The sequence below is a fragment of the Streptomyces sp. NPDC051315 genome (assembly GCF_044455165.1).
In the GTDB taxonomy this organism is placed as follows: Bacteria; Actinomycetota; Actinomycetes; order Streptomycetales; family Streptomycetaceae; genus Streptomyces.
This window is the reverse complement of record NZ_JBITEN010000001.1, coordinates 609903-630515: the sequence shown is the minus strand read 5'-3', so window position 1 is coordinate 630515 and position 20613 is coordinate 609903. Positions and strand designations below refer to the sequence as shown.

Sequence of the window (20613 nt, the reverse complement as noted above, 5' to 3'; positions counted from 1 at the left end):
GCCGCCGGCGGCACCCCGACACCGGGCACCCCGTCAGTCCACCTCGGCCACCGCCTGCGCGAACTGCGCCTGGTACAGCCGCGCGTACGCCCCGCCGGCCGCCAGCAGCTCCGCGTGCGCCCCCTGCTCCACGATCGACCCGTTCTCCATGACCAGGATCGTGTCGGCGTCCCGGATCGTCGACAGCCGGTGCGCGATGACGAACGACGTCCGCCCGTGCGCCAGCTTCGCCATCGCCTTCTGGATCAGCACCTCCGTCCGGGTGTCGACGGAGCTGGTGGCCTCGTCGAGGACGAGGATCACCGGGTCGGACAGGAACGCCCGCGCGATGGTGATCAGCTGCTTCTCACCGGCGCTGACCCCACTGCCCTCGTCGTCGAGCACGGTGTCGTAGCCGTCCGGCAGCGTGCGGATGAACCGGTCCGCGTGGGCCGCCCGCGCCGCCTCCTCGATCTCCCCACGGGTGACCTCGCGCGAGGCGCCGTACGCGATGTTCTCCGCGATGGTGCCGCCGAACAGCCAGGTGTCCTGGAGGACCATGCCGATCCCGGCGCGCAGCTCGTCCCGGGACATCGCGGCGACGTCGACGCCGTCGAGGGTGATGCGCCCGCCGGAGACGTCGTAGAACCGCATGAGAAGGTTCACGAGGGTGGTCTTGCCGGCGCCGGTCGGGCCGACGATCGCGACCGTGTGTCCGGGCTCGACGACCAGCGACAGGTCCTCGATCAGCGGCTTGTCGGGGTCGTAGCGGAAGGAGACGTGCTCCAGCGCCACCCGCCCGCGCAGCTCCTCGGGCCGCACGCCCGTCACCGGGTCGGGCGTCTGCTCCTCGGCGTCCAGCAGCTCGAAGATCCGCTCGGCGGAGGCGACGCCCGACTGCACCAGGTTGGCCATCGACGCGACCTGCGTCAGCGGCATCGAGAACTGGCGCGAGTACTGGATGAACGCCTGCACGTCACCGATGGACAGCGAGCCGGACGCGACCCGCAGCCCGCCCACGACCGCCACCAGCACGTAGTTGATGTTCGACACGAAGAACATCAGCGGCTGCATGATCCCGCTGTTGAACTGCGCCCTGAACCCGGCCTCGTACAGCGCGTCGTTCTGCTCGGCGAACTGCCGCGCCGACTCCTCCTGCCGGCCGAACACCTTCACCAGCGTGTGCCCGGTGTACATCTCCTCGATGTGGGCGTTCAGCCTGCCGGTGGAGCGCCACTGCTGCACGAAGTGCGGCTGCGACAGCTTGCCCACCTTCGCGGCGACGACCGCCGACAGCGGCACGGTGACCAGCGCGACCAGCGCGAGGATCCACGACACCCAGAACATCATCGCCAGCACGCCGATGATCGTCAGCAGCGAGTTGATCAGCTGGCCCATCGACTGCTGGAGGGTCTGCCCGATGTTGTCGATGTCGTTCGTCGCCCGGGACAGCACCTCGCCGCGCTGCCGCCGGTCGAAGTACGACAGCGGCAGCCGCGAGAGCTTCGTCTGCACGTCCTCGCGCATCCGGTACATCGTGCGGTTGACGGCCGCGTTCACCAGTCGCGTCGCCACCGCCATCAGCAGCCCGGCGACGAGGAACACCGCGAGCGCGAACAGCAGCACGTTGCCGACGGCGTCGAAGTCGATGCCCTTGCCGGGGGTGAAGTCGGTGCTGCGCAGCATGTCGGCGACCTCGCCCTCGCCACGCTGCCGCATCGAGTCGAGGACCTGCTCCTTGCTCGCCCCCTCCGGCATCTCCCGCCCGACGATGCCGGCGAAGACCAGGTCGGTGGCCTTGCCGAGGATCTTCGGCCCCACGACGTTCAGGCCGACGCTGACCACCACGCACAGCAGCATGGCGTAGAGGGTGAGCCGCTCCGGCTTGAAGTGGGCGAGCAGCCGCCGCCCGGACACCTTGAAGTCCAGCGAGCGGTTCTCCGGTCCGGTGCCGGTCATCATCCGCCCCATGGGCCCGGCCATCAGGCGGCCTCCGCTTCCGTCAGCTGGGAGAGCACGATCTCCCGGTAGGTCTCGTTGTCCGCCATCAGCTCCTGGTGCGTGCCGGTGCCGACCACCCGTCCTTCGTCGAGGACGACGATCCGGTCGGCGTCGCGGATGGTCGCCACCCGCTGCGCGACGATGACGACGGTCGCCTCGGCGGTCTCCCGCCCGAGCGCCGCGCGCAGAGCCGCGTCGGTGGCGTAGTCGAGGGCGGAGAAGGAGTCGTCGAAGAGGTAGATCTCCGGCCGCTGCACGAGCGTCCGGGCGATGGCGAGCCGCTGCCGCTGGCCACCGGAGACGTTCGTCCCGCCCTGCGCGACGGGGGAGTCCAGCCCGCTCTCCAGCCTCTCCACGAACTCCCTGGCCTGCGCCACCTCCAGCGCGTGCCACAACTCCTCGTCGCTCGCGTCGGGATTGCCGTACCGCAGATTGGTCGCGACCGTCCCCGCGAAGAGATACGGCTTCTGCGGCACGAGCCCGACCGTCCGGGCCAGTACCGCGGGGTCGATGTCGGCCACCGGCACCCCGTCGACGAGCACCTCGCCGTCGGTGGCGTCGAACAGCCGGGGGACCAGCCCGAGCAGCGTGGACTTGCCGCTGCCGGTGGAGCCGATGACGGCGGTCGTCTCACCGGGTCGCGCGACCAGGTCGATCGCCTTGAGGACGGGCTCCTCGGCACCCGGATAGCGGAAGCCCGCGCCCCGGATCTCCAGATGCCCGTGCCGGCGCAGCTCCCGCACCGGCGCGACCGGCGGCACCACGCTCGACTCCGTGTCCAGGACCTCCTGGACGCGCTCGGCGCACACCTCCGCGCGCGGCACCATCATGAACATGAAGGTGGCCATCATCACGGACATGACGATCTGCATGAGATAGGCGAGGAAGGCGGTCAGATCACCGATCTCCATCCCGCCGTCGTCGATCCGGTGGGCGCCGAACCACACCACGGCGATCGACGACAGGTTCACCGTCGTCATGACCACCGGGAACATCAGCGCGAGCAGGTTGCCGGTCTTCAGCGAGATGGCGGTGAGGTCGGCGTTGGCCTTGCGGAAACGCTGCTCCTCGTACGTGTCGCGGACGAAGGCGCGGATGACGCGGTTGCCGGTGATCTGCTCGCGCAGCACCCGGTTCACCGTGTCCAGACGCGTCTGCATGGACCGGAACAGCGGCCGCAGCCGTCGCACGATCAGCGTGACGCAGATGCCCAGCACGGGCACGACGGCGACCAGCACCCCGGACAGCGGCACGTCCAGGCCGAGCGCCATGACGATGCCGCCCACGCACATGATCGGCGCCGACACCATCAGGGTGAACGCCATCAGCGCGAGCATCTGGATCTGCTGGACGTCGTTGGTCGTCCGGGTGATCAGCGAGGGCGCGCCGAAGTCACCCACCTCGCGCGCGGAGAAGGACTGCACCCGGTCGAAGACGGCGGCGCGCAGGTCCCGGCCGAGCGCCGCCGCCGTTCTCGCGCCGTAGTAGACGGCGCCGATGTTGCACACGACCTGGACCAGCGAGACGCCGATCATCAGGCCGCCGTAGGACAGGATGTGACCGGTGTCCCCGTTCACGACACCGTCGTCGATGATGTCGGCGTTCAGGGTGGGCAGGTAGAGGGTGGCGCAGGTCTGCAGGAACTGCAGCAGCACCAGTAAGGCGATGGGTTTCTGGTAGGGCCTGAGGTAGGTCCGCAGAAGTCGTATGAGCACGCTACGTCTCTCGGAGTCGGCGGGGAGGGGCATCGGTTGCCCCTGGCCCCTATCGTCGGACACTCCACCCGCGTTACCTCAACCGATTAACGAGACGGCGACGTGCTGGGGCCAGGCCCTACCCGCGGAACGCCGACGGGTGCGTCTGCTCCCGCACCGACACGAACTGCTGCCGCACCGCCTGTCCGACGGCCAGTTCCTCGCCCGGTTCCAGCACCTGCGCCGCCGCCCCGTGCCAGGCCGGCGGCGTCCGCGGATCGAGCGTCCCCTGCGTCACCCCGAGCGCCCAGGCGGCCTGCCGCGCCGCGCCGATCGCCGCGTAGTCGGCGGGCTGCGGTACGACGACCTGCGTGCCGAACAGCGCGGGCGCCGCCGCCTGCACGGCCGGCAGCTCGGCCGCCGCGCCCAGCAGGAAGACCCGCCGCACCTCCACACCCCGCCCGCGCAGCACGTCCAGCGCGTCGGCGAGCCCGCACAGCATGCCCTCGAAGGCGGCCCGCGCGAAGTGCTCCGGCTTCATCGACTCGCGCCGCAGACCGGCCAGCGTGCCCGCGGTGTGCGGCAGGTTCGGCGTGCGCTCACCCTCCAGATAGGGCAGCAGCACCAGGCCGTGGGCCCCCGGCGTCGACTTCATCGCCAGCTCGGACAGACTCTCCAGATCCGGCATCCCGAGCAGCTCGGCGGCCCCGCGCAGGGTCCGCACGGCGTTCAGGGTGGTGACGACCGGCAGATGCATGCCCGTCGCGTCCGCCAGTGAGGTGATCATCCCGTTCTGGTCGACGAGCGCCTCGGGATGAACGGCCATCACCGACCCGGAGGCCCCGAGTGAGACGACCGCGTCGCCCACGCCGAGCCCGAGCCCCAGGGCGGCCGCCATGGTCTCGCCGGTCCCGGCGGAGATCAGCAGGCCCTCCGGGGTCGTACCGGCCGCCTCGGCGGGGCCGATCACCTCGGGCAGCATGACCTGGTGGCCGAGCGCCAGCTCGACGAGGTCGGGCCGGTAGCCGCCGGTGGCGGCCGACCAGTACCCGGTCCCGGAGGCCCCGCCCCGGTCGGTGGTCCGGCGCACGGGACGCCCGAGCAGTTGCCACACCAGCCAGTCGTGGGCCTGCAGCAGGACGGCGGTCCGCAGGGCCGCGTCGGGCTCGTTCTTCGCCAGCCACCGTAGCTTGGTCACCGGCTGCGCGGCCTGCGGCACACAGCCCACCGCCTGCGCCCACGCCTCGCGCCCGCCGAGCGCGTCGACCAGGTCGGCCGCCGCGACCTGCGCCCGCTTGTCACCGCCCACCATCGCCGGCCGCACGGTGTTGCCCTGCGCGTCCAGCGGCACGACCGCGTTCTGCTGCGAGGACACCCCGATGGCCTGCACGCCTTCGAGCAGGCCCCCGCCGGCCGCCTCCCCGAGGGACAGCAGCCAGGCCTGAGGATCGACATCGCTGGGCCGCCCCCCGCCCTCCGGACTCTCCACCGGATGCGGCGCATATCCCTGCCTGAGTACGGCCCCGGTGTCCGTGTCGCAGACGACGATGCGAGTGAAATCGGGCGAACTGTCCAACCCGGCGACTATCCCCATGGCGAAAATTCTGCCGCACCGCGGGGGGTGACCGTGTCGGCTCGGGACCCCTACGTGTTACTGGTGCCCCAGTCGTCCGCCCCGTTGCTGTGCGCGGAGCGCGTCCGAAGGGACCGCACGCGGTCCGCGACGGAGTCGGGCATCCGGTCCCCGACCTTGTCACTCACCACGTGATACGCCCTGCCGGCGAACTGGCGGCCCTGCTGTGCCGCGGTCTCCGCGGTGTTGCGCACCGCGGGGTTCTGCGCGACCTGCCGGGCCGACTTCTTCAACTGCTCGTAACGCTCGCGCCCGGCGCGCGTGCCCAGCACGTAGCCCAGGGCGAGTCCGACGACGAACGTGAGCCGGTAGCGCATGGCGGCCACCCTTCCCTCGTATGAGTCTCTGGTGCGGCATCGGTGCCGGGGGGAACCGATTGGCGGAGCACCCCCCTGCTTGCGCTAATGTATGTGTCGCAGCGAGCGCCCGCCCCCTGGCGAATACCCAGGTAGGCACGTTCGATGCAACGAGGCATTCCTCCGTAGCTCAATTGGCAGAGCAGCCGGCTGTTAACCGGCAGGTTACTGGTTCGAGTCCAGTCGGGGGAGCTCGGTCCTCCGTAGCTCAATTGGCAGAGCAGCCGGCTGTTAACCGGCAGGTTACTGGTTCGAGTCCAGTCGGGGGAGCAGCGTGATCGAGGACCCCGTAGGGGTCCTTTTTCATGTCGGTTCCACGCCGGCGGGGAACCACGCAGGTCGCAGGGCGGTCCTCATGGTCGTGCGACGTCGGACCAGGCGGAGCGTGAGATCGTATGAGCGGCTATGCTGCGGCAGACGGCGCGCACACATGTACGCGACACGCCGCTATGGGGCGGTAGCTCAGCCGGTTAGAGCAGCGGACTCATAATCCGTCGGCCGTGGGTTCGAGTCCCACCCGCCCCACCCCGAGGTTCTTCCAGAGAACCGTTTCTACCTGCGGGAACGCCAGAGTGGGGGTCACCACTTCAGGGTGGCGACCCCGTTCATGCGTTCAGATCAAGATCCAGGTGAGGGGACACCCAGGGGACACGGCCAGGCGACATGCGAGTCATGGCCGAAATGGGCCGTATCGCCTGATTGGTGCCGTGGATGGGAGGCTTCGAGCGCCTCGGCTCTGTACTGCCTCCTCCGTACGCCGGGGTGCCGCAGTTCCCGGCGGGCAGAGCGGCGGTCAGCGTGTTCGCACTGGAGCGCCCGCACTCCGCTGCCGGCTCGGCCCACCGCTGCGAACGGGACGAGCAACGGGTGCTCTCCGTCGGCGGCGGCGCCGCGGCCGTGTTCGAGTTCGCGGTAGTCGTGCTCGATCCGCCAGTGCGTCTTCGCCCAACGCACCAGAACCTCAACGGGTGTGGTGGCGGGCACGTTCGCGTAGCGCGGCAGGGTCGGCGGTCCGAGCCCGCCGTCGGCGGGCCGGTGCGGTTCGGCCTCCAGGGCGTGGGCGACTTCCTTGCCGGTCAGCGCCAGGACGTAGGACAGCCCCGTTTCTCCAGCCGCCAGTCGGCGAGCGTGTCGAGCAGGCCGAGCGCGAGTCGCCATTCCTGCTGGTGGCCGATGCCGCCCGGGACTCCGGCCCGGCGGCAGCGGTCCGGCTGGTCCGTCCATCCAAGGTGTAGTACGAGTTGGAGGCGGGCCTTGGTCAGCAAGGTCGAGTCCCATGTCGTGGGGGCCTCGATCCAATCGTCGTTCAGCTCGGTCGTCACCGCGCCTCCCGCGGTTGAATACCGGCGTGGCACGGAAAGTGGTGGGATTCGACGAGGACGATCTGAGGGCGCTGGCCGGGGCTCGGTCCTTCGAGCGGGGGCTGGGGTATCTGGACGCGGTGAGTGGGCTGGAGGTGGGGGAGGGCTCGGTCACCGCCGTGGTGCACGGTACGGGTGTCTACGAGGTGGAGCTCACCCTCGGCGCCGAGGAGGGGATCTCGGGATGGTGCGACTGCCCGTACGGACAGGAAGCCAACTTCTGCAAGCACTGTGTGGCGGTCGGGCTGACCGTGCTGCGGCGGGCGAAGACGATCCCGCATCAGCGAGCCGCGGCACGGGCGCGAGTTTCCGGCTTGGAGGCGTGGCTCTCGGCGCTGTCACGTGACGAACTCCTGGCGCTGGTGCGGGAGCAGGTCGCCGAGGACCGGGAACTACGCCGGCGTTTGGAGCTGCGGGCAGCCACTGATCGTTCCGACCTCGGTACGGTCCGGGATCGGATCATCGCCCTGATCGATCCACGGCCGTTCGCCCGGTACGGGTACATCGAGTACTCGGATGCCTCCGGGTATGCGCGGCAAGTCGCCGAGGCGGTGAGCGCCCTGCGCGCCTTGACCGCCGACGGGCAGGCGGCGCAGGCGGTCGGTCCGGCCGAGGAGGCGATCCGGGTGCTGGGGGAGGCATACGGGGAGATCGACGACTCCGACGGTGCGGTCGGGGAGGCCGCCGCTGCAGTGGCCGAGGCTCATCTGGAGGCCTGCCGGGCCGCATGCCCTGATCCGGCTCGGCTGGCCGAGTGGCTGGTCGGCACGGTGCTTGACGACAGCGGCGACGTGACAGACCTGGACCCGCTCGACTACGCCGACTCGCTGGGGCCGAGCGGACTGGCCCGCATGCGGCAGCTGGCGTCCGAGGCGCTCAGGCGCAGGCCGTCCGGCTGGGCGGAGCGGTACCTGATGGAGCGCCTGGTCAAGGCGGAGGGCGACGTCGACGCACTGGTCGCCCTGCACGCGCAGGACCTTGACCCGTCCGGTGCCACCCATCTGCTCATCGCAGAGGAACTGGAAACGGCGGGCCGTGCGGACGAGGCACTCGCCTGGGCCGAGCGGGGACTGCGGGACTGCGCCGCCGAGACGTACATCGACGGCCGTCTGGTCGAGCACGTATGCGTCCGGTACGCAAAGATGGGGCGGGCGGCGGACGCGGTCACGGTGCGCCGGGACCGGTTCCGTGTCGAGCGGTCCCTCGCCGCCTACCGGCAGCTGCGCTCCGCCGCCCAGGCGGCAGACTGCTGGGAGAGCGAACGAGCGGCCGCACTGGCCGTCCTGAGCGAGGGCGCCCGTCGTGAGCGCGGCGGCCGGTACGGCGGGCCCGTGCTGATCGACGCGTTGCTCGACGACGGCGACCTGGACGCCGCCTGGCGCGAGGCGGCCGACCGCGCGGACGACCGGCAGTGGGAGCGACTCGCCGATCTGTCGCGCGAGATACGTCCGGCCGAGGCGCTCGGCGTGTACCTGCGGCTGGTCGAGCGGTCGAAGGAGCCGACCGGGGACCGTGCCTACGAGCACCTGGCCGGGTTGCTCCTGGCGGCCCGTGACTGCCATCGCGCGCTGGGGACCGAGGGCGCGTTCACCGTGTATCTCGACGGCCTGCGAACGGAACTGAGACGCAGGCGGAAGCTGATGAGCATCCTTGACCGGCACGGGCTGTGAAAGGGCTCAGGCAGAGATCTCATCGGCGATGGGAGAACGACAGGGCAGGGGCCGGATCTCCCTCTCGGAAGGCGATTCGCTGCCGGAGGGTGGTGACCGTCACCGCGTTCGTCGAGGCCGTGCTCGTCCCTTGCGACGCCTCAAGGTGAGGGTGGAAAAGGATCACTGTCTGAGGTCGATCGTGCGAACCGGCTGTCCCGTGGTCCGGGCGATGGTTTCGAAGTCGCGGTCGTAGTGGAGCAGGGTGAGGCCCGCTTCTTCGGCGGCGGCTGCGACTAGGAGGTCGACCGGGCCCGCGCTGCGGTGTTCGCCCTTCGCGGTGAGCTGCTCCTGGACCACGCGGGAGCGGCGATAGACGCCGTCCGGCATCGGGCACCACGCGTAGTGGGCGTCGAGTGCCGCCTTCAGTCGTGCGCGGTCCGCGGAGGAGCGGGCGGAGTGGAGGACCTCGAGTTCCGTGATGTCGCAGATCGCGACGAGGCCGGCAGCGATCCTGTCGTCCCACTCGGCCGTGTTCTGGGCGAGAAGGACGCGGGCGAGGGCGGAGGTGTCGATGAGGTAGTCGGCGACGGTCACGGCCGGTACTGGCTCTTGTCCAGGAGGACGTCGATGTCCAGGGCTCCGTCGGCCACCAGTTGCCGGGCGTCTTCGAGTGCGCGCAGGCGCCGGTAGCGAGCGGTGACCTCGCGCAGGGCGGTGTTGATCGTGTCGCGTTTGGTGGTGGTGCCGAGTTCCCTGGCGGCGGCTTCCAGTGCCTCGTCGTCGAGGTCGATGACAGTGCGGCTCACGGCGACTCCCTGTATATAGGACGGCGTATATCAGTATACCTGGCCCGTTGTATATGGGGTCTTGCGACGTGGTGCCCGGTGTTGCCGGCCAGTGGGCCGGAAGTGGATCGGAAGCGGATCAGCAGGCGGAAAGTGTGGCTGGGGAAGCGGCGCATCTGGTCGCATCTCGTCATGCGGAACCGGGCCCGGCCCGATCGGCATCGGGCCGGGCCCGGTTCCGCGTCACCTCCGGAAGAACACGGTCTGGGCACGGTTGTCGCACCGCTGGATGACGGCGCGTCAAGGTGCGTGTGCGGTCTGTGACTCTGGTCGTGCCAGCGAGGACAAGCGAGATTCCGGTCGACCACCGGGAGTTGCGAGGGACCATGAGTCATGTCAACCACCGTGCCGGCCGCGGCGCACCGCACCGGGCACCCGGGCTGTTACCCGCCCCCGGACAGGAGCGGACGTTCGCGCTGCTCATCGCCGGGACGCCCCTGCTGCTGATCGCGCTGATCGGCTTCTGGCCCTCGCTGAGCTCGGAGGAGGCCGGTTCCGGCGCCACGGGCACCGACGGCTACTCCTACGCCCCGCCGTTCGACGAGCCGTCCGCCGACGACCCCTGGGGCGACGCGCCCTCGGAACCGGAGGTCTCCGCCGAGGGCGACACCTCGCTGTGGGGGCCCAGCGACACCACCGGCCCCACCGAGAGCGCGGACCCCACCGACAGCGCCGACCCGACCACGAGCCAGACGCCCGACCAGCAGGCGGACGATCCGGGTACGACGGTCACCCGCTACTTCGAGGCCATCAACGCGCGCGACTTCCAGACGGCCTGGGAGCTCGGGGGCAAGAACTTCCACCCCGACTACGCGTCCTTCCGGGCGGGTTTCGCCACCACCGAGCGGGACGTCGTCACCATCAACTCCGTCGAGGGCGACACCGTCTCGGTGGATCTCCGCGCCGAACTGACCGACGGCACACAGGAGTCGTACAGCGGCACCTACACCGTGGTGGACGGGGTCATCACCGCCGCCTCGATGACCCGTACCGGATGAACCCCCCAGAGCGGAGCAGCCAAGCCATGGCGAGTGACACCCTTTCCGTACCCGCTCCGTCGTCGGAGCCGGCCGGCCCGGCCGCCGGTCGCGCGGCCGGTGACGCGGCGAGCAACGCGACCCGGCTGCTGTGCGCGGGCACCTATCTCGACCCGGTCTACCGAGCCACCGTCATCCGCGAGTTGCTGACCCACCGGTTCCGCGTGGTGGCACCGTCCTACGGCTACGACGCGGTCCCCGTCCTCGCGCACGCGCTGGCGGCACGCCGACTGCACCGCTTCCGGCTGATCGTCCTCGGCGCGGGCGCCTGCCTCGTCCTCCTCCTCATGGGCGTCGGCGTCCTGGGCGGTTTCACCGGCACGCTGGCGCTGCTGTGGCTGATGTGGGCCACCGCCTACCTGCGGCGGGTCGTCACCCTGCAGACCCTGATGACCCGGCTGCGGCGCCCCGGCGGCGCGGGCGCGTTCACCGGCTCGTACCCCGAGAACCCCCGTCTGACGGCCGAGCTGGTCGCCAAGATCGACCGGGAGCAGGCGGCGGACGGCAGCCTGATCCGCTACGGCGGTTACAAGCCGTTCGTCGGCGCCGGTGAGCCGGTGCGGCGCTGGTCCACCGCCGAGCTGCTGGTCGGGGCGCCGGTCGCGGTGTTCGAGCAGCACCAGGCGGCGGGCGGTACGGGCGCGCGGGGCCAGGAACCCGCGCGCAAGGAAGTCGTCCCCTTCACCGTCGAGGAGATCACCGCCTACGTCGCCGATCGCCTGACCGCCGAACTGCGCGACCAGGCGCGGCAGGCGGAGCGCATCGACGGTCTCGCCGTCGAGCGCTCCACGTTCACCACGGCCGTCACCACCCGCACCGGCCTGTGGGAGCGGACGGCGGAGCAGGACGACGGCCACTGGGACGACGTCTACGACTCGGCGCGCGCGTACCTGTGCGTCCGGGTGGGCTCGTGGAACCAGGAGCTGGTCACCACGGCGTTCGTGGGCTTCGACCTCAAGGGGAACACCCTGCACACCGAGTTCTACTCGTACGTGCTGGCCCCCATCCAGGCGGACTTCCACCTGGTGGACCGGCTGCCGACCGCCCTGGACGCCGGACTGCTGGGCCGCATCGCGTGGGACACCCTGCGCAGCACCCCCGAGGCCGCGATGCGACCCCTCCTCACGCGGGCGCGCGCCTGGCTGCCGAACCTGCTGCCGTGGCAGTGGAACAAGACCCGCGTCCACGTGCTCCAGCCGGGCGACACCAGCGAGTTCCGGCTCGGGCGCTACGCGGAGGCGGTGGTGAACCGCGGGGCGCTCATCAGCATCCGGGAGATGGCCACCAGCAGCGGCTTCCACCACTTCTTCCAGGAGACGGACACGATCAAGTACACGCAGATCGTGGAGCGCCAGCTCCTGCACGTCATCCGTGACTTCCTGCACGAGCACAACGTGGACCTGGCCGAGCACGAGGCCCGCCAGACGAACATCCTCAACCAGGACTTCGGCCACGACAACACCTTCGGCAGCCACAGCAACTTCGGTCCCGGCAAGCAGGACAACAGCAACTCCGGGACGCAGACCTTCCACCAGGGGGCATGACTTCGATGGCCGGCACCTCCGACGCGGCTGGTTCCCGTACCAGCACCAACACCTTCGGCAACGGCAACAGCTTCGGCAGCCACAGCAACTTCGGCTCCGGGGACCAGAACAACAGCAACTCGGGAACACAGCACTTCACCACCGGTTCCCCGGCCGCCGGCCCCGCTCGCTCCGACGAGCGGGCGCAGGCGGGCGACCGGCGCGAGGACGGGCCCTCCCCCGACCGCAGCCGCAACGTCTTCGTCGTCCACGGACGGGACGAGGAGGTGCGGGTGAAGATGTTCGACCTGCTGCGGCTGCTCGACCTGCATCCGCTGGAGTGGGAGGACCTGGTCAAGGCCACCGGCAAGACGGCGCCGTTCCTCGGCGAGGTCGTCGCGGCGGCCCCCGCCCAGGCCCAGGCGGCCCTGGTGCTGCTCACCCCGGACGACATCGTCCAGCTCCACCCGGAGCTGCGCGGCCCGAACGAGCCGTCGTACGAGAGGGAACCGACCGGGCAGCCCCGGCCGAACGTACTGATCGAGCTGGGGCTGGTGCTGATGGCCTACCCGGAACGGACGCTGATGGTGGAGTTCGGTGAGCTGCGCGCGATCTCCGACATCGCGGGCATGAACGTCATCCGCTTCGACGGCTCCGAGACCGCCCTGGGCAAGATCGTCGAGCGGCTCAAGCTGGCCGGCTGCAAGGTCGACGACACCGGCTCCGACTGGCGCCAGACCTGGCCGTACCGCCGTCTGGCGGCGTACGGCCGCAACGGGCGCGGGGTGCCGCCCACCCAGTGAGCCGCGGTACGGGCCCGGTGGTCGTCCACGGCCGGGGGAGGGGCCCGTACCGCTCCCGCGGGCGCCCGGGGTCAGACATGGCGCCGGGCGCCCGACGCCAGGCTCGCCAGGAACGCCCCGGCCTCCGCCAGGTCGATCCGCCCCAGCTCACCGGGGCGGATCACCACGCGCAGCTCCCGGCAGACCGCCCGCTCCCACGAGTGGACGACGAACGACAGCAGGATCAGGCGCAGCAGACTGTCCTCGTCGAGGTCGTGCAGCCGCGCCAGCCCGGCACCGGCCAACGGCATGGTGACCCGCTCCAGTTGGGCGTGGCGGTGCACGGCGTCCCAGAGCCGGTCCAGGCCCTGCCACAGGTCCTGGACACCGGAGGAGGCGACACAGTCGTTGCCCATCCGGCTGTAGGCGACGGCGAAGACCAGCCGCGGCCGGCTGCCGAGGACGGCGACGGTCCCGATAGGATAGCGGTCGCGTTTGCCGCGCGGTTTGTCCCGCGCGCTCTCCCGCGCCACCGCGGTCACCCCGGCGAGCGCGGCGTCCAGCTCGGCGTCCAGCCGTCGGGCGTCTCCGTCGAAGCGCCGGGCCAGCAACTGCCCCTGCACACTGTCGTCGTTGATGACGACACCGTCGTCCACGAGGGTGTCGAAGGTGTCGGTGAACCCCACGACGAGATGGCCGGGCTGGTCGAACAGGTCACCCTCCTCGACCACCACCGTCATGCCGGGGCGCCCGAACTCCTGTCGTACGGCGACCTGGGGGCGTGCGCGGGCCAGCCCCCAGGCCAGGCACAGCGCCACGGAGCCGGCCGTCACCAGGCCGGGGCGGCTGAGCAACGCCGGGAACATCTGGTCGACGAACTGCACGACCGCCGACACAGCGCCGAAGGCCACCAGCACACTGCCCGCGAACAGGCGCCGACCGCGCCGTGAGCCCGGAAGCCGCACGCGCGGGCGCGTCCTCGGCCCCGGGCGCGGGGCCCGCGCGGGCCGACGGGACGAGGACGGCGGGCCGATCGATCGCACAGTTCCCTCCAGGGCACCTTGATACGCTGACGACACTGCTGACGGGACGTCACGCGACGGAGGGGGCGAGGCGCGTGGAGACCCGCACACCGTGCGTCCGCGTGAGCGTTCTGGGACCCGTACGTCTGGACGTGAACGGCACCCCGGCACGTCTCACGCCGCTCACCGCGCGCCTGCTGGCCCGCCTGGTCGCCGCCGACGGCGAGGCCGTCCCGGCACGTCAGCTGTACCGGGACGTCTGGCAGCAGTCCGCGCAGCTGCCGCGCCAGGACCTGCGCAACCGCAACGAGGTGCAGAAGCGGATCCTGGAACTGCGGCGCGCGTTCGATCTCGCCGGGCCCGGTACCGGCGCCCGGATCGTGCGGACCGGGCGGCTGCCGACCGCCCGGGGCGAGGAGAGCACCTACCGGCTTCAGCTGCGCACCGAGGAGCTGGACAGCGCCCTGTTCACGGAGCTGGTGGGGGGCGCGCTGCACGCGGCACCGGCCTCCGCCGTCCGGCTGCTGACGGAGGCCCTGCGGCTGTGGCAGGGCCGGCCGCTGGTCGAGGTGCACGGTGAGGAGTTCGCCGCCGTTCCCGTACGGCGGCTGACCCTGCTGCGTGAGGCGGCCCTGCGGGACCTGGTCGCGGGCCACACCGCGCTGGGCCGCTACGACCTCGCCCTGCCGGTGGCCGAGCAGGCGGCCCGGGAACGGCCCGACGACCCCGAGGCCGCCGCCACGCTGGCCCGGCTGCAGGCCCGGCTGAGGGAACGGCACGGCAACGAACTGCTGCGCCACACCCTGCGTGGGCTGCGGGTGGACGTCGTCGTGGTGCGCGGCGACCTGTTCGACCAGGAGGACGCCAATCTGGTCGTGGGGTTCTCCGACACCTTCGACACCTCCACCGACCAGGACGTCGTGATCAGCCGGGAGAGCGTGCAGGGCCAGCTGGTCGACCGTCTCTTCGCGGGCCGGCACCGGGTGCTGGACGACCATCTGCGCCGCGGCCTGAAGGAGTTCACCCCGCTGGCGACGGAGAGCGTCCGGGCGAAACGACGCGGCCGGCGCACCCGCTACCCGGTCGGCACGGCGGTGGCGGTCCCCGTCGGCAAACGGCGCGTCTTCGCCCTCGCCTACTCCCGGCTCGGCAACGACCTGCGCGCCCGGTCCGCGCCGGCGGACCTGCGGCTGAGCCTGGAGCGCCTGTGGCCGTCGGTCGCCCTGCACGGACTGTTCAAGCCGGTGGCGATACCGCTGATCGGCTCGGGACTGGCCCGGATCGTCGAACTCGACCACACCCAGCTGCTGCTGATGATCGTGGACACGTTCACCCGTAGTCTCCGTGACGACCCCGCCGTCTCCCCGGAGCTGCGGGTCGTCCTGCGGCCCGAGGAGCTGGAGAGGACCGACCTGTCGGCGGTCGAGGAGTTCCTGCGGGGCGTGGACGAACGGCTGTCCGGCCCGCTGGACGCGGGCGGGGCCGGTGCGGACGGCGTGCCCGTCCCCGGCGGCTGACCGCCCGGGGTGCGCGGCCGGGCGCGGTGGTGTCCTGGTCATGCCCCCAGGAAAGGACGCCGGCCGCTTCCGCCGACAGCCATCGCCCGCTTCCGGAACGCTTCCGGCCGTCCTGGTGAGAAGGGCGCCGCGGGGCCGTCGGCGACACCGGCGGCCCATTCTTTCCCCGCCAGGCGGCGGCGATCCTTCCCCCCGCACCGGCGGCAATCTTTCCCCGCCCCCGGCGGCAACGCTTCCCCGTCACCGTCCGGAATCGAGAGCCGCACGGCCGACGCTCGCGCCGCCGGTCGCTGCCGGGTGAGCGCTCACATCAGGGGCGTCAGGAGACCGCGACGGGGGGATCCACTCGTCGAGCACCTCCGCCGGCGCGGCCCGCCCCCGTCCTCCCGAGCACGCATGCCCGGACCCGCGCCCACGGGCCCGCCGCCGACCGAACCGTCCCGAAAGGGGGGGAGCCGTGTTGACCGCTGCCGTCGGTACGGGCGGGAGATCCCTCTGGTCCCACCCGGAGCTCGCGCTGCGCGCCGTCGTCGACGCCGCCGGCTCGGTCAGGCTGGGCACACCCGGCCAGGACCGGGCGTGCCCGCTCCCTCTCGTCGAGGTCACCGCCACCGGCCACGGACGCCTGTGGTCGGGAGAACGCCTCATCGAGACCGCCATCGGCGACCGCCTGGCCTGCCGCGGCCACGAGACGGTCCGCGACGGACGCCGGGAGCGTACGACGATCCGGCTGGCGGACACCGCGACCGGCCTCGCCGCCGACGTCATGCTGGAGACGGCGGCCGGAGCCGGTCACCTGCGCGCCCGGGCGCGCCTGGTCAACGAGGGCGGCACACCGCTGCGGCTGGAGAGCGTGACCACCCTGGCCCCTCGCGCTGTCCGCCCATCGCGGCCGCGGCCGCCACCGCGCGGGTCGTCACCGCGGATCGTGCGGGGGACGACCGGACACCCCTGCGGGACCCGGCCGCGCCCGATGCGCCCCGGGAGCCGTTCCTGCCCGTTCGGTCGGCCCGTCCTGCCCTCGGATACCTGGTCGCGGTCCCCGTCCATCGCGTAAGCAGGAAGGATCGCGTTCCGACTCCGGAAGAGGACCCGTGCACACCCGAGACAACGCCCGACACCCCGACCCCGGCAAGGAGCGGGCACCGGCCCGCACGCCCGCCGGAGGCGGCGCGCAGCTCCAGGGGTTACTCGCTCTCCAGGGCACCGCCGGAAACACGGCGGTGGTGCAGCTGCTCCGCCAGGCCGGGCACCCCTGGGCACAGGAACGGCACGAGCACGGCCCCGGTTGCGGGCACCCGGCCGGACCACCGTCCGTGCAGCGCTCCGCCGTGCACGAGGTCCTCCGCAGCGGCGGCCGGCCGCTCGACGACGCCACCCGCACCGACATGGAGGCACGCTTCGGCGCCGACTTCTCCGACGTCCGGATCCACGACGACGGCGCGGCGAGGGCGTCGGCGGGGGAGGTCGGGGCCCGCGCCTACACCTCCGGCAACCACATCGTCATCGGGGACGACGGCGCCGACCGGCACACCCTCGCCCACGAGCTGACCCATGTCGTCCAGCAGCGCCAGGGTCCCGTCGCCGGTACCGACAACGGAGCCGGACTGAAGATCTCCGACCCTTCCGACCGGTTCGAACGGGAGGCGGAGGCCAACGCGGGGCGGGTGCTGCAGGGTCCGGCGCCGCTGCAACGGCGGTCGTCGGACCGGACGGCGCGGCAACCCGGCGCCACCCACACGCCCTCGGTCCAGCGGATGCCGTCCGAACAGACGGCCGCGGAGCCTCCCGTGGCGATCATCCAGCCGGGCTACGCCTCCGGGGACCAGTTCGCCGTCGCCGCCATGCTGATGCACGACCCGGCGCGGCACGTCTACCTCACCTTCCCCCCGGGCGAGAGCAGGCCGGCCGAGAACATCGAGAGGTTCTACCTCGAGTCCGGCATCACGCGGGAGCGGATCCACCTGGTCGAGGTCGGCGCGTCGGTGACCGCGAAGAACGCGGTGGGCGCGCGGTACAAGGAGGACTTCAAGGAGCTGGGCGCGGACCGTATGTCCGGGGCGGCGCTCGGCAAGAAGTTCATCGCCGTGGGCGACGCGACGAAGTACGTGGGCGAGCAGTTCAGCGAGGACATGCGCGGGGACGTGCGGGCCGGCTGGGGGCTGGACCGGGACCGCGCGGCCGGGCACGCCAAGGACGCGCAGGTCGAGGCGTGGCTGGCGGGGAAGGGAGTGGACGCCAAGGGCAAGACGATCGCGGTGCTGTGGTCCAGGTTCAGCGGCAAGAAGGGCGAGGTCCACATCGAGCACGACTCCAGCTACGTCGGCATGGCCCAGATCATCGCCGGGCTCGGCGGCGTGGACACGGTGCTGATCGTCGGCGACGCCGCGCCGAAGTCCCAGCCGCAGCGCAAGTACCGGTCGGTCGCGGGCAGTTACGGCAACGAGGACCAGGCGGAGCCCGGGCACGAGGTGCGGGTGCCGCAGTTCGACGCCAAGGTGGTCGACCTCACCGAGTTCTGGAAGGACCCGGCGGTCAAGGACTGGGGCGGTGACACCCGCACCGGCCAGTTCCTGGTCTTCGACTACCTGAACCGCAGCGGAGTCACCCGCCACCTGGGGTTCCGCAGCGGCAATCTCGAGGCGATGGCCCTCATGGGGTTCACCGTCCGGTACATGGAGGAGCCGGACAGCGCCATCGGCGGCAGCCGCATGGAGGCGTGGCACGCGGTCGAGGGCACGGACCGGACGAAGGGCGGCGCGATGGCGCCGGGATACGAACGTCTCCGGGTCAGCGCGCCGCCGACCCGCTCCGGCAAGTACCAGAAGTCGCTGCCGCTCAGCGATCAGACAGGCGCGCAGAAGCACGCCGACTGGCACCAGGGGGAGAAGGCGCAGTACGCGGACCTGAAGAGGACGGGCCCGAACGGCGGCTCCCTGCCCAAGGGCTTCGCCGAGGAGGACCTCGCGAACATCGACGCCTATCTGGTCAGCGGACGGAGCGAGGAAGGACTCGCGCCCGAGCTGACCGGCGCCGTCAAAAAGCTCGCCCGTGACTTCGTCACCGCCGAGCAGCGGCTTCTCACCGCCGCGGAGGAGGCGAGGAAGGCGAGGGCCGCCGCCGACAAGGCGGAGGCGGACCCCGGCAAGAAGGAGAGCGTGAAGGCCTCCCAGCGCAAGAAGGCGAACGACCTGACAGACGAGGAGGCGGCCGTCAGGGCCGTGTCCGAAAAGGTCATGGAAGACGCACGGCAGACGTTCCGCGAACTGTGCGCCCAGCACGGCCTGGTCGCCGGTCTGCGGGCGCGCAACCTCTACGCCTCGGCCATCGCCCACCGGCTCACACCCGAAGCCCCAAAGTGAGCCGGCCCGCCGGCGCCGGGCGCGGGCCCTACTCCACGGCCCGCAGCGCGGCCCAGGTGTCCCGGCCCACGACGCCGTCCACGCCCAGCCCCTCGTCGTGCTGGAAGCTCCGTACGGCGGAGTCCGTGCCGGGTCCGAACCGGCCGTCCACGCCGCCGTCCCCCACGGGGTAGCCGCGCTGCGTCAGCATGCACTGCACCTGTGACACGCGCTTGCCGCTGTCGCCCTGTCGGGTGCGGCCGCTGCCGTCGTAGTGGGTGCATTCGGAGATCCACGGCGGGGCGGCCGGTGCGGAGGAGGGGCTGTCGGGAGAGGTGGGGGCCGGGGTGCCGGAGGCGCCGGGGGCCGGGAGGTCCGTGCGGTCGCCGCCGGTGGCGGAGCCGGACGGTTCCGGGTCCGGCTCCCGGACCGAGATCTCACCGGCGGCGCCGTCGGGGCCGGTGGCGCCGCGGTCGGCGCCGCCCTCGGCGGCCGGGGCACCGGGGACCGGCGTGAGGGAGGCGTCGTCGGGTACGGCGCCGGTGGTGGACGTCGTCCCGGGTGCCGGGGAGTGGGCCGAGGCGGGGGCGTCCTGGCGGGTGAGGACGGAGACGGCCGCCACCACCGTGCACAGGGCGAGGGCCGCGGCCGCGGCGAGGAGGGGCTTCCGCCGGGACCAGGGGCGGCGTAACCGTCCGGGGGGCGCGGCCGCCACGGGGCTGCCGGAGGTGTCCACCGGCGAGGCGGGGCTGTCCGCCGGTGGGGCGGGGGTGTCCGCCGGTGGGGCGGGGGTGTCCGTGGTGACAGGGAGGCGGTACAGGGTCTCGTACGCCTGCCCGCGGGCCCGCACCCTGGCGCCCAGCGGCTCGGGCCAGCCCAGCGGCTCGGGCCGGTCGGGGGCGGCGGTCGCGGTGTGGGTCCCGGCCGTTTCGGCCAGGGCCCGGGGAGTGGGACGCTCGGACGGGTCCTTGGCCAGGCAGGCGGAGAGCAGGGAGCCGAGGACCGGGTCCGTCGCGGTGATCTCGCCGAGCAGCTCCGGGTGGGGTTCCTCGAACGCCACCCGGTGCATCACGTCGACACCCGTGCCGTCACCGAACGGCGCCCGGCCCGTCGCCGCGTAGACCAGTGTCCCGGCGAGCGAGAACACGTCGGAGGCCGTGTCGGAGTGGCCCGTCCGCAGGTGTTCCGGCGACATGTACGCCGGGGTGCCCACCCGGTTGCCGGTGCCGGTGATGGCGCTGGAGTCCACGGCCTTGGAGATGCCGAAGTCGATGACGTGCGCGCCCCGCACGGAGAGCAGGACGTTGGAGGGCTTCAGGTCCCGGTGCACGATTCCCGCGTCGGACAGCGCGGCCAGCGCCCGGGCCAGTTCCGCCGTCAGCCGCCAGAGCGCGGCCGGGCCGAGGGTGCCGTCCTCGCGTACGGCTTCCGCGAGGTCGAGGCCGGGGAGGTACTCGGTGGCCATCCACAGCAGTTCGTCCCGGAAGCCCGTCCCGCACAGTCGCGGCGTGTGCGGTGTGCGCAGCCGGGCGTGGACCGACGCCTCCCGTTCGAACCGGCGCCGGAAGCGGGGATCCTCCGCGTACTCCGGCCTGATCACCTTCAGCGCGACCAGGCCGGGGCTGCTGTCCACCGGACGGGCGAGGTAGACCCGGCCCATGCCGCCGCTGCCCAGGACACCCAGCGGCACGTAGGGGCCGACCAGGTCCGGGTCGCCGGGCCGCAGGGGTGCGGCGCCGGCCTGCCGGAGGGCGGCCGCCGCGCTCGTCGTCGAGTCCGGTGACCCCGGCGTCTGTTCTGTCACTGATCCCCCGAAGTGATGTTCTGCGTACGCCAGTTCGCCCTCAAGAGAAGACGAGGCTAGCCCAGC

Annotated in this window: 16 protein-coding genes and 3 tRNA genes; 10 read left to right on the top strand and 9 right to left on the bottom strand. The window is 71.8% G+C overall.

The annotated features are described in order from the left end of the window. Positions 1-33: 33 nt before the first annotated feature. From ACIBBD_RS02940 to ACIBBD_RS02925, 4 genes are all read right to left on the bottom strand, one after another. The gene (locus tag ACIBBD_RS02940) at positions 34-1962 is read right to left on the bottom strand and encodes an ABC transporter ATP-binding protein (RefSeq protein ID WP_399417484.1); all 1929 of its coding nucleotides are present in this window, start codon (positions 1960-1962) and stop codon (positions 34-36) included. Further along, the gene (locus ACIBBD_RS02935) at positions 1962-3695 is read right to left on the bottom strand and encodes an ABC transporter ATP-binding protein (protein WP_399417483.1); all 1734 of its coding nucleotides are present in this window, start codon (positions 3693-3695) and stop codon (positions 1962-1964) included. The genes ACIBBD_RS02940 and ACIBBD_RS02935 overlap by 1 nt, the downstream gene beginning before the upstream one ends. Before the next feature lie 118 nt (positions 3696-3813). Next, entirely contained in the window at positions 3814-5268 is a 1455-nt protein-coding gene (locus ACIBBD_RS02930; protein ID WP_399417482.1) for an FGGY-family carbohydrate kinase, read from the bottom strand. A 50-nt stretch (positions 5269-5318) separates the two neighbouring features. Next, positions 5319-5624 (bottom strand): YtxH domain-containing protein, encoded by a 306-nt coding sequence (locus tag ACIBBD_RS02925; RefSeq protein ID WP_399417481.1) that lies wholly within the window; start codon positions 5622-5624, stop codon positions 5319-5321. Between the two features lie 158 nt (positions 5625-5782). On the opposite strand from ACIBBD_RS02925, the gene ACIBBD_RS02920 reads away from it, so the two are divergent. The 3 genes from ACIBBD_RS02920 (at position 5783) to ACIBBD_RS02910 (ending at position 6188) form a co-directional block, all read left to right on the top strand. Next, positions 5783-5855, top strand: a tRNA-Asn gene (locus ACIBBD_RS02920). A gap of 5 nt (positions 5856-5860) precedes the next feature. After that, positions 5861-5933: transfer RNA gene (locus tag ACIBBD_RS02915), tRNA-Asn, on the top strand. A gap of 181 nt (positions 5934-6114) precedes the next feature. Continuing rightward, positions 6115-6188, top strand: a tRNA-Ile gene (locus ACIBBD_RS02910). A 551-nt stretch (positions 6189-6739) separates the two neighbouring features. Here the strand turns inward: ACIBBD_RS02910 and ACIBBD_RS02905 are convergent. Beyond that, a complete protein-coding gene (locus tag ACIBBD_RS02905) occupies positions 6740-6985 on the bottom strand; it encodes a transposase (RefSeq protein WP_399417480.1) in 246 nt (81 codons plus the stop codon). Positions 6986-7023: 38 nt separating this feature from the next. Here ACIBBD_RS02905 and ACIBBD_RS02900 point away from each other — a divergent pair, with 38 nt between their 5' ends. Then, complete coding sequence (locus ACIBBD_RS02900; protein ID WP_399417576.1) at positions 7024-8694, top strand: SWIM zinc finger domain-containing protein; 1671 nt, start codon at positions 7024-7026, stop codon at positions 8692-8694. A gap of 162 nt (positions 8695-8856) precedes the next feature. Here ACIBBD_RS02900 and ACIBBD_RS02895 read toward each other — a convergent pair whose 3' ends face one another. Together ACIBBD_RS02895 and ACIBBD_RS02890 are read right to left on the bottom strand one after the other, a co-directional pair. After that, positions 8857-9270 (bottom strand): PIN domain nuclease, encoded by a 414-nt coding sequence (locus ACIBBD_RS02895; RefSeq protein WP_399417479.1) that lies wholly within the window; start codon positions 9268-9270, stop codon positions 8857-8859. Further along, positions 9267-9482, bottom strand: coding sequence for a type II toxin-antitoxin system VapB family antitoxin (locus ACIBBD_RS02890; RefSeq protein ID WP_014672540.1), 216 nt, complete (start codon positions 9480-9482; stop codon positions 9267-9269). The genes ACIBBD_RS02895 and ACIBBD_RS02890 overlap by 4 nt, the downstream gene beginning before the upstream one ends. Positions 9483-9847: 365 nt before the next feature. On the opposite strand from ACIBBD_RS02890, the gene ACIBBD_RS02885 reads away from it, so the two are divergent. The 3 genes from ACIBBD_RS02885 to ACIBBD_RS02875 are packed head-to-tail and all read left to right on the top strand — an operon-like array spanning position 9848 to position 12884. Beyond that, the gene (locus tag ACIBBD_RS02885; protein WP_399417478.1) at positions 9848-10519 is read left to right on the top strand and encodes a hypothetical protein; all 672 of its coding nucleotides are present in this window, start codon (positions 9848-9850) and stop codon (positions 10517-10519) included. Positions 10520-10545: 26 nt separating this feature from the next. After that, positions 10546-12102, top strand: coding sequence for a hypothetical protein (locus ACIBBD_RS02880; protein ID WP_399417477.1), 1557 nt, complete (start codon positions 10546-10548; stop codon positions 12100-12102). After that, a complete protein-coding gene (locus ACIBBD_RS02875) occupies positions 12099-12884 on the top strand; it encodes a TIR domain-containing protein (RefSeq protein ID WP_399417476.1) in 786 nt (261 codons plus the stop codon). Before ACIBBD_RS02880 ends, ACIBBD_RS02875 begins: the two co-directional genes overlap by 4 nt. Positions 12885-12955: 71 nt before the next feature. On the opposite strand, the gene ACIBBD_RS02870 is transcribed toward ACIBBD_RS02875, so the two are convergent. Next, the gene (locus tag ACIBBD_RS02870) at positions 12956-13828 is read right to left on the bottom strand and encodes a macro domain-containing protein (RefSeq protein ID WP_399417475.1); all 873 of its coding nucleotides are present in this window, start codon (positions 13826-13828) and stop codon (positions 12956-12958) included. Positions 13829-14007: 179 nt separating this feature from the next. On the opposite strand from ACIBBD_RS02870, the gene ACIBBD_RS02865 reads away from it, so the two are divergent. The 3 genes from ACIBBD_RS02865 to ACIBBD_RS02855 all read left to right on the top strand — a co-directional run bounded on the left by ACIBBD_RS02865 (position 14008) and on the right by ACIBBD_RS02855 (position 18764). Next, positions 14008-15402 (top strand): macro domain-containing protein, encoded by a 1395-nt coding sequence (locus ACIBBD_RS02865; RefSeq protein ID WP_399417474.1) that lies wholly within the window; start codon positions 14008-14010, stop codon positions 15400-15402. A gap of 460 nt (positions 15403-15862) precedes the next feature. After that, a complete protein-coding gene (locus tag ACIBBD_RS02860; protein ID WP_399417473.1) occupies positions 15863-16459 on the top strand; it encodes a hypothetical protein in 597 nt (198 codons plus the stop codon). Positions 16460-16496: 37 nt separating this feature from the next. Continuing rightward, positions 16497-18764: a DUF4157 domain-containing protein gene (locus ACIBBD_RS02855; RefSeq protein ID WP_399417472.1), complete on the top strand. Its 2268-nt coding sequence runs from the start codon at positions 16497-16499 to the stop codon at positions 18762-18764. 28 nt (positions 18765-18792) lie between these two features. On the opposite strand, the gene ACIBBD_RS02850 is transcribed toward ACIBBD_RS02855, so the two are convergent. Further along, complete coding sequence (locus ACIBBD_RS02850; RefSeq protein ID WP_399417471.1) at positions 18793-20547, bottom strand: protein kinase; 1755 nt, start codon at positions 20545-20547, stop codon at positions 18793-18795. Positions 20548-20613 lie beyond the last annotated feature (66 nt).

Coding starts and splice junctions, on each gene's coding strand:
- ACIBBD_RS02885 (WP_399417478.1), top strand. CDS start 9,848: ATGAGTCATGTCAACCACCGTGCCGGCCGCGGCGCACCGCACCGGGCA.
- ACIBBD_RS02940 (WP_399417484.1), bottom strand. CDS start 1,962: ATGGCCGGGCCCATGGGGCGGATGATGACCGGCACCGGACCGGAGAAC.
- ACIBBD_RS02875 (WP_399417476.1), top strand. CDS start 12,099: ATGACTTCGATGGCCGGCACCTCCGACGCGGCTGGTTCCCGTACCAGC.
- ACIBBD_RS02930 (WP_399417482.1), bottom strand. CDS start 5,268: ATGGGGATAGTCGCCGGGTTGGACAGTTCGCCCGATTTCACTCGCATC.
- ACIBBD_RS02925 (WP_399417481.1), bottom strand. CDS start 5,624: ATGCGCTACCGGCTCACGTTCGTCGTCGGACTCGCCCTGGGCTACGTG.
- ACIBBD_RS02880 (WP_399417477.1), top strand. CDS start 10,546: ATGGCGAGTGACACCCTTTCCGTACCCGCTCCGTCGTCGGAGCCGGCC.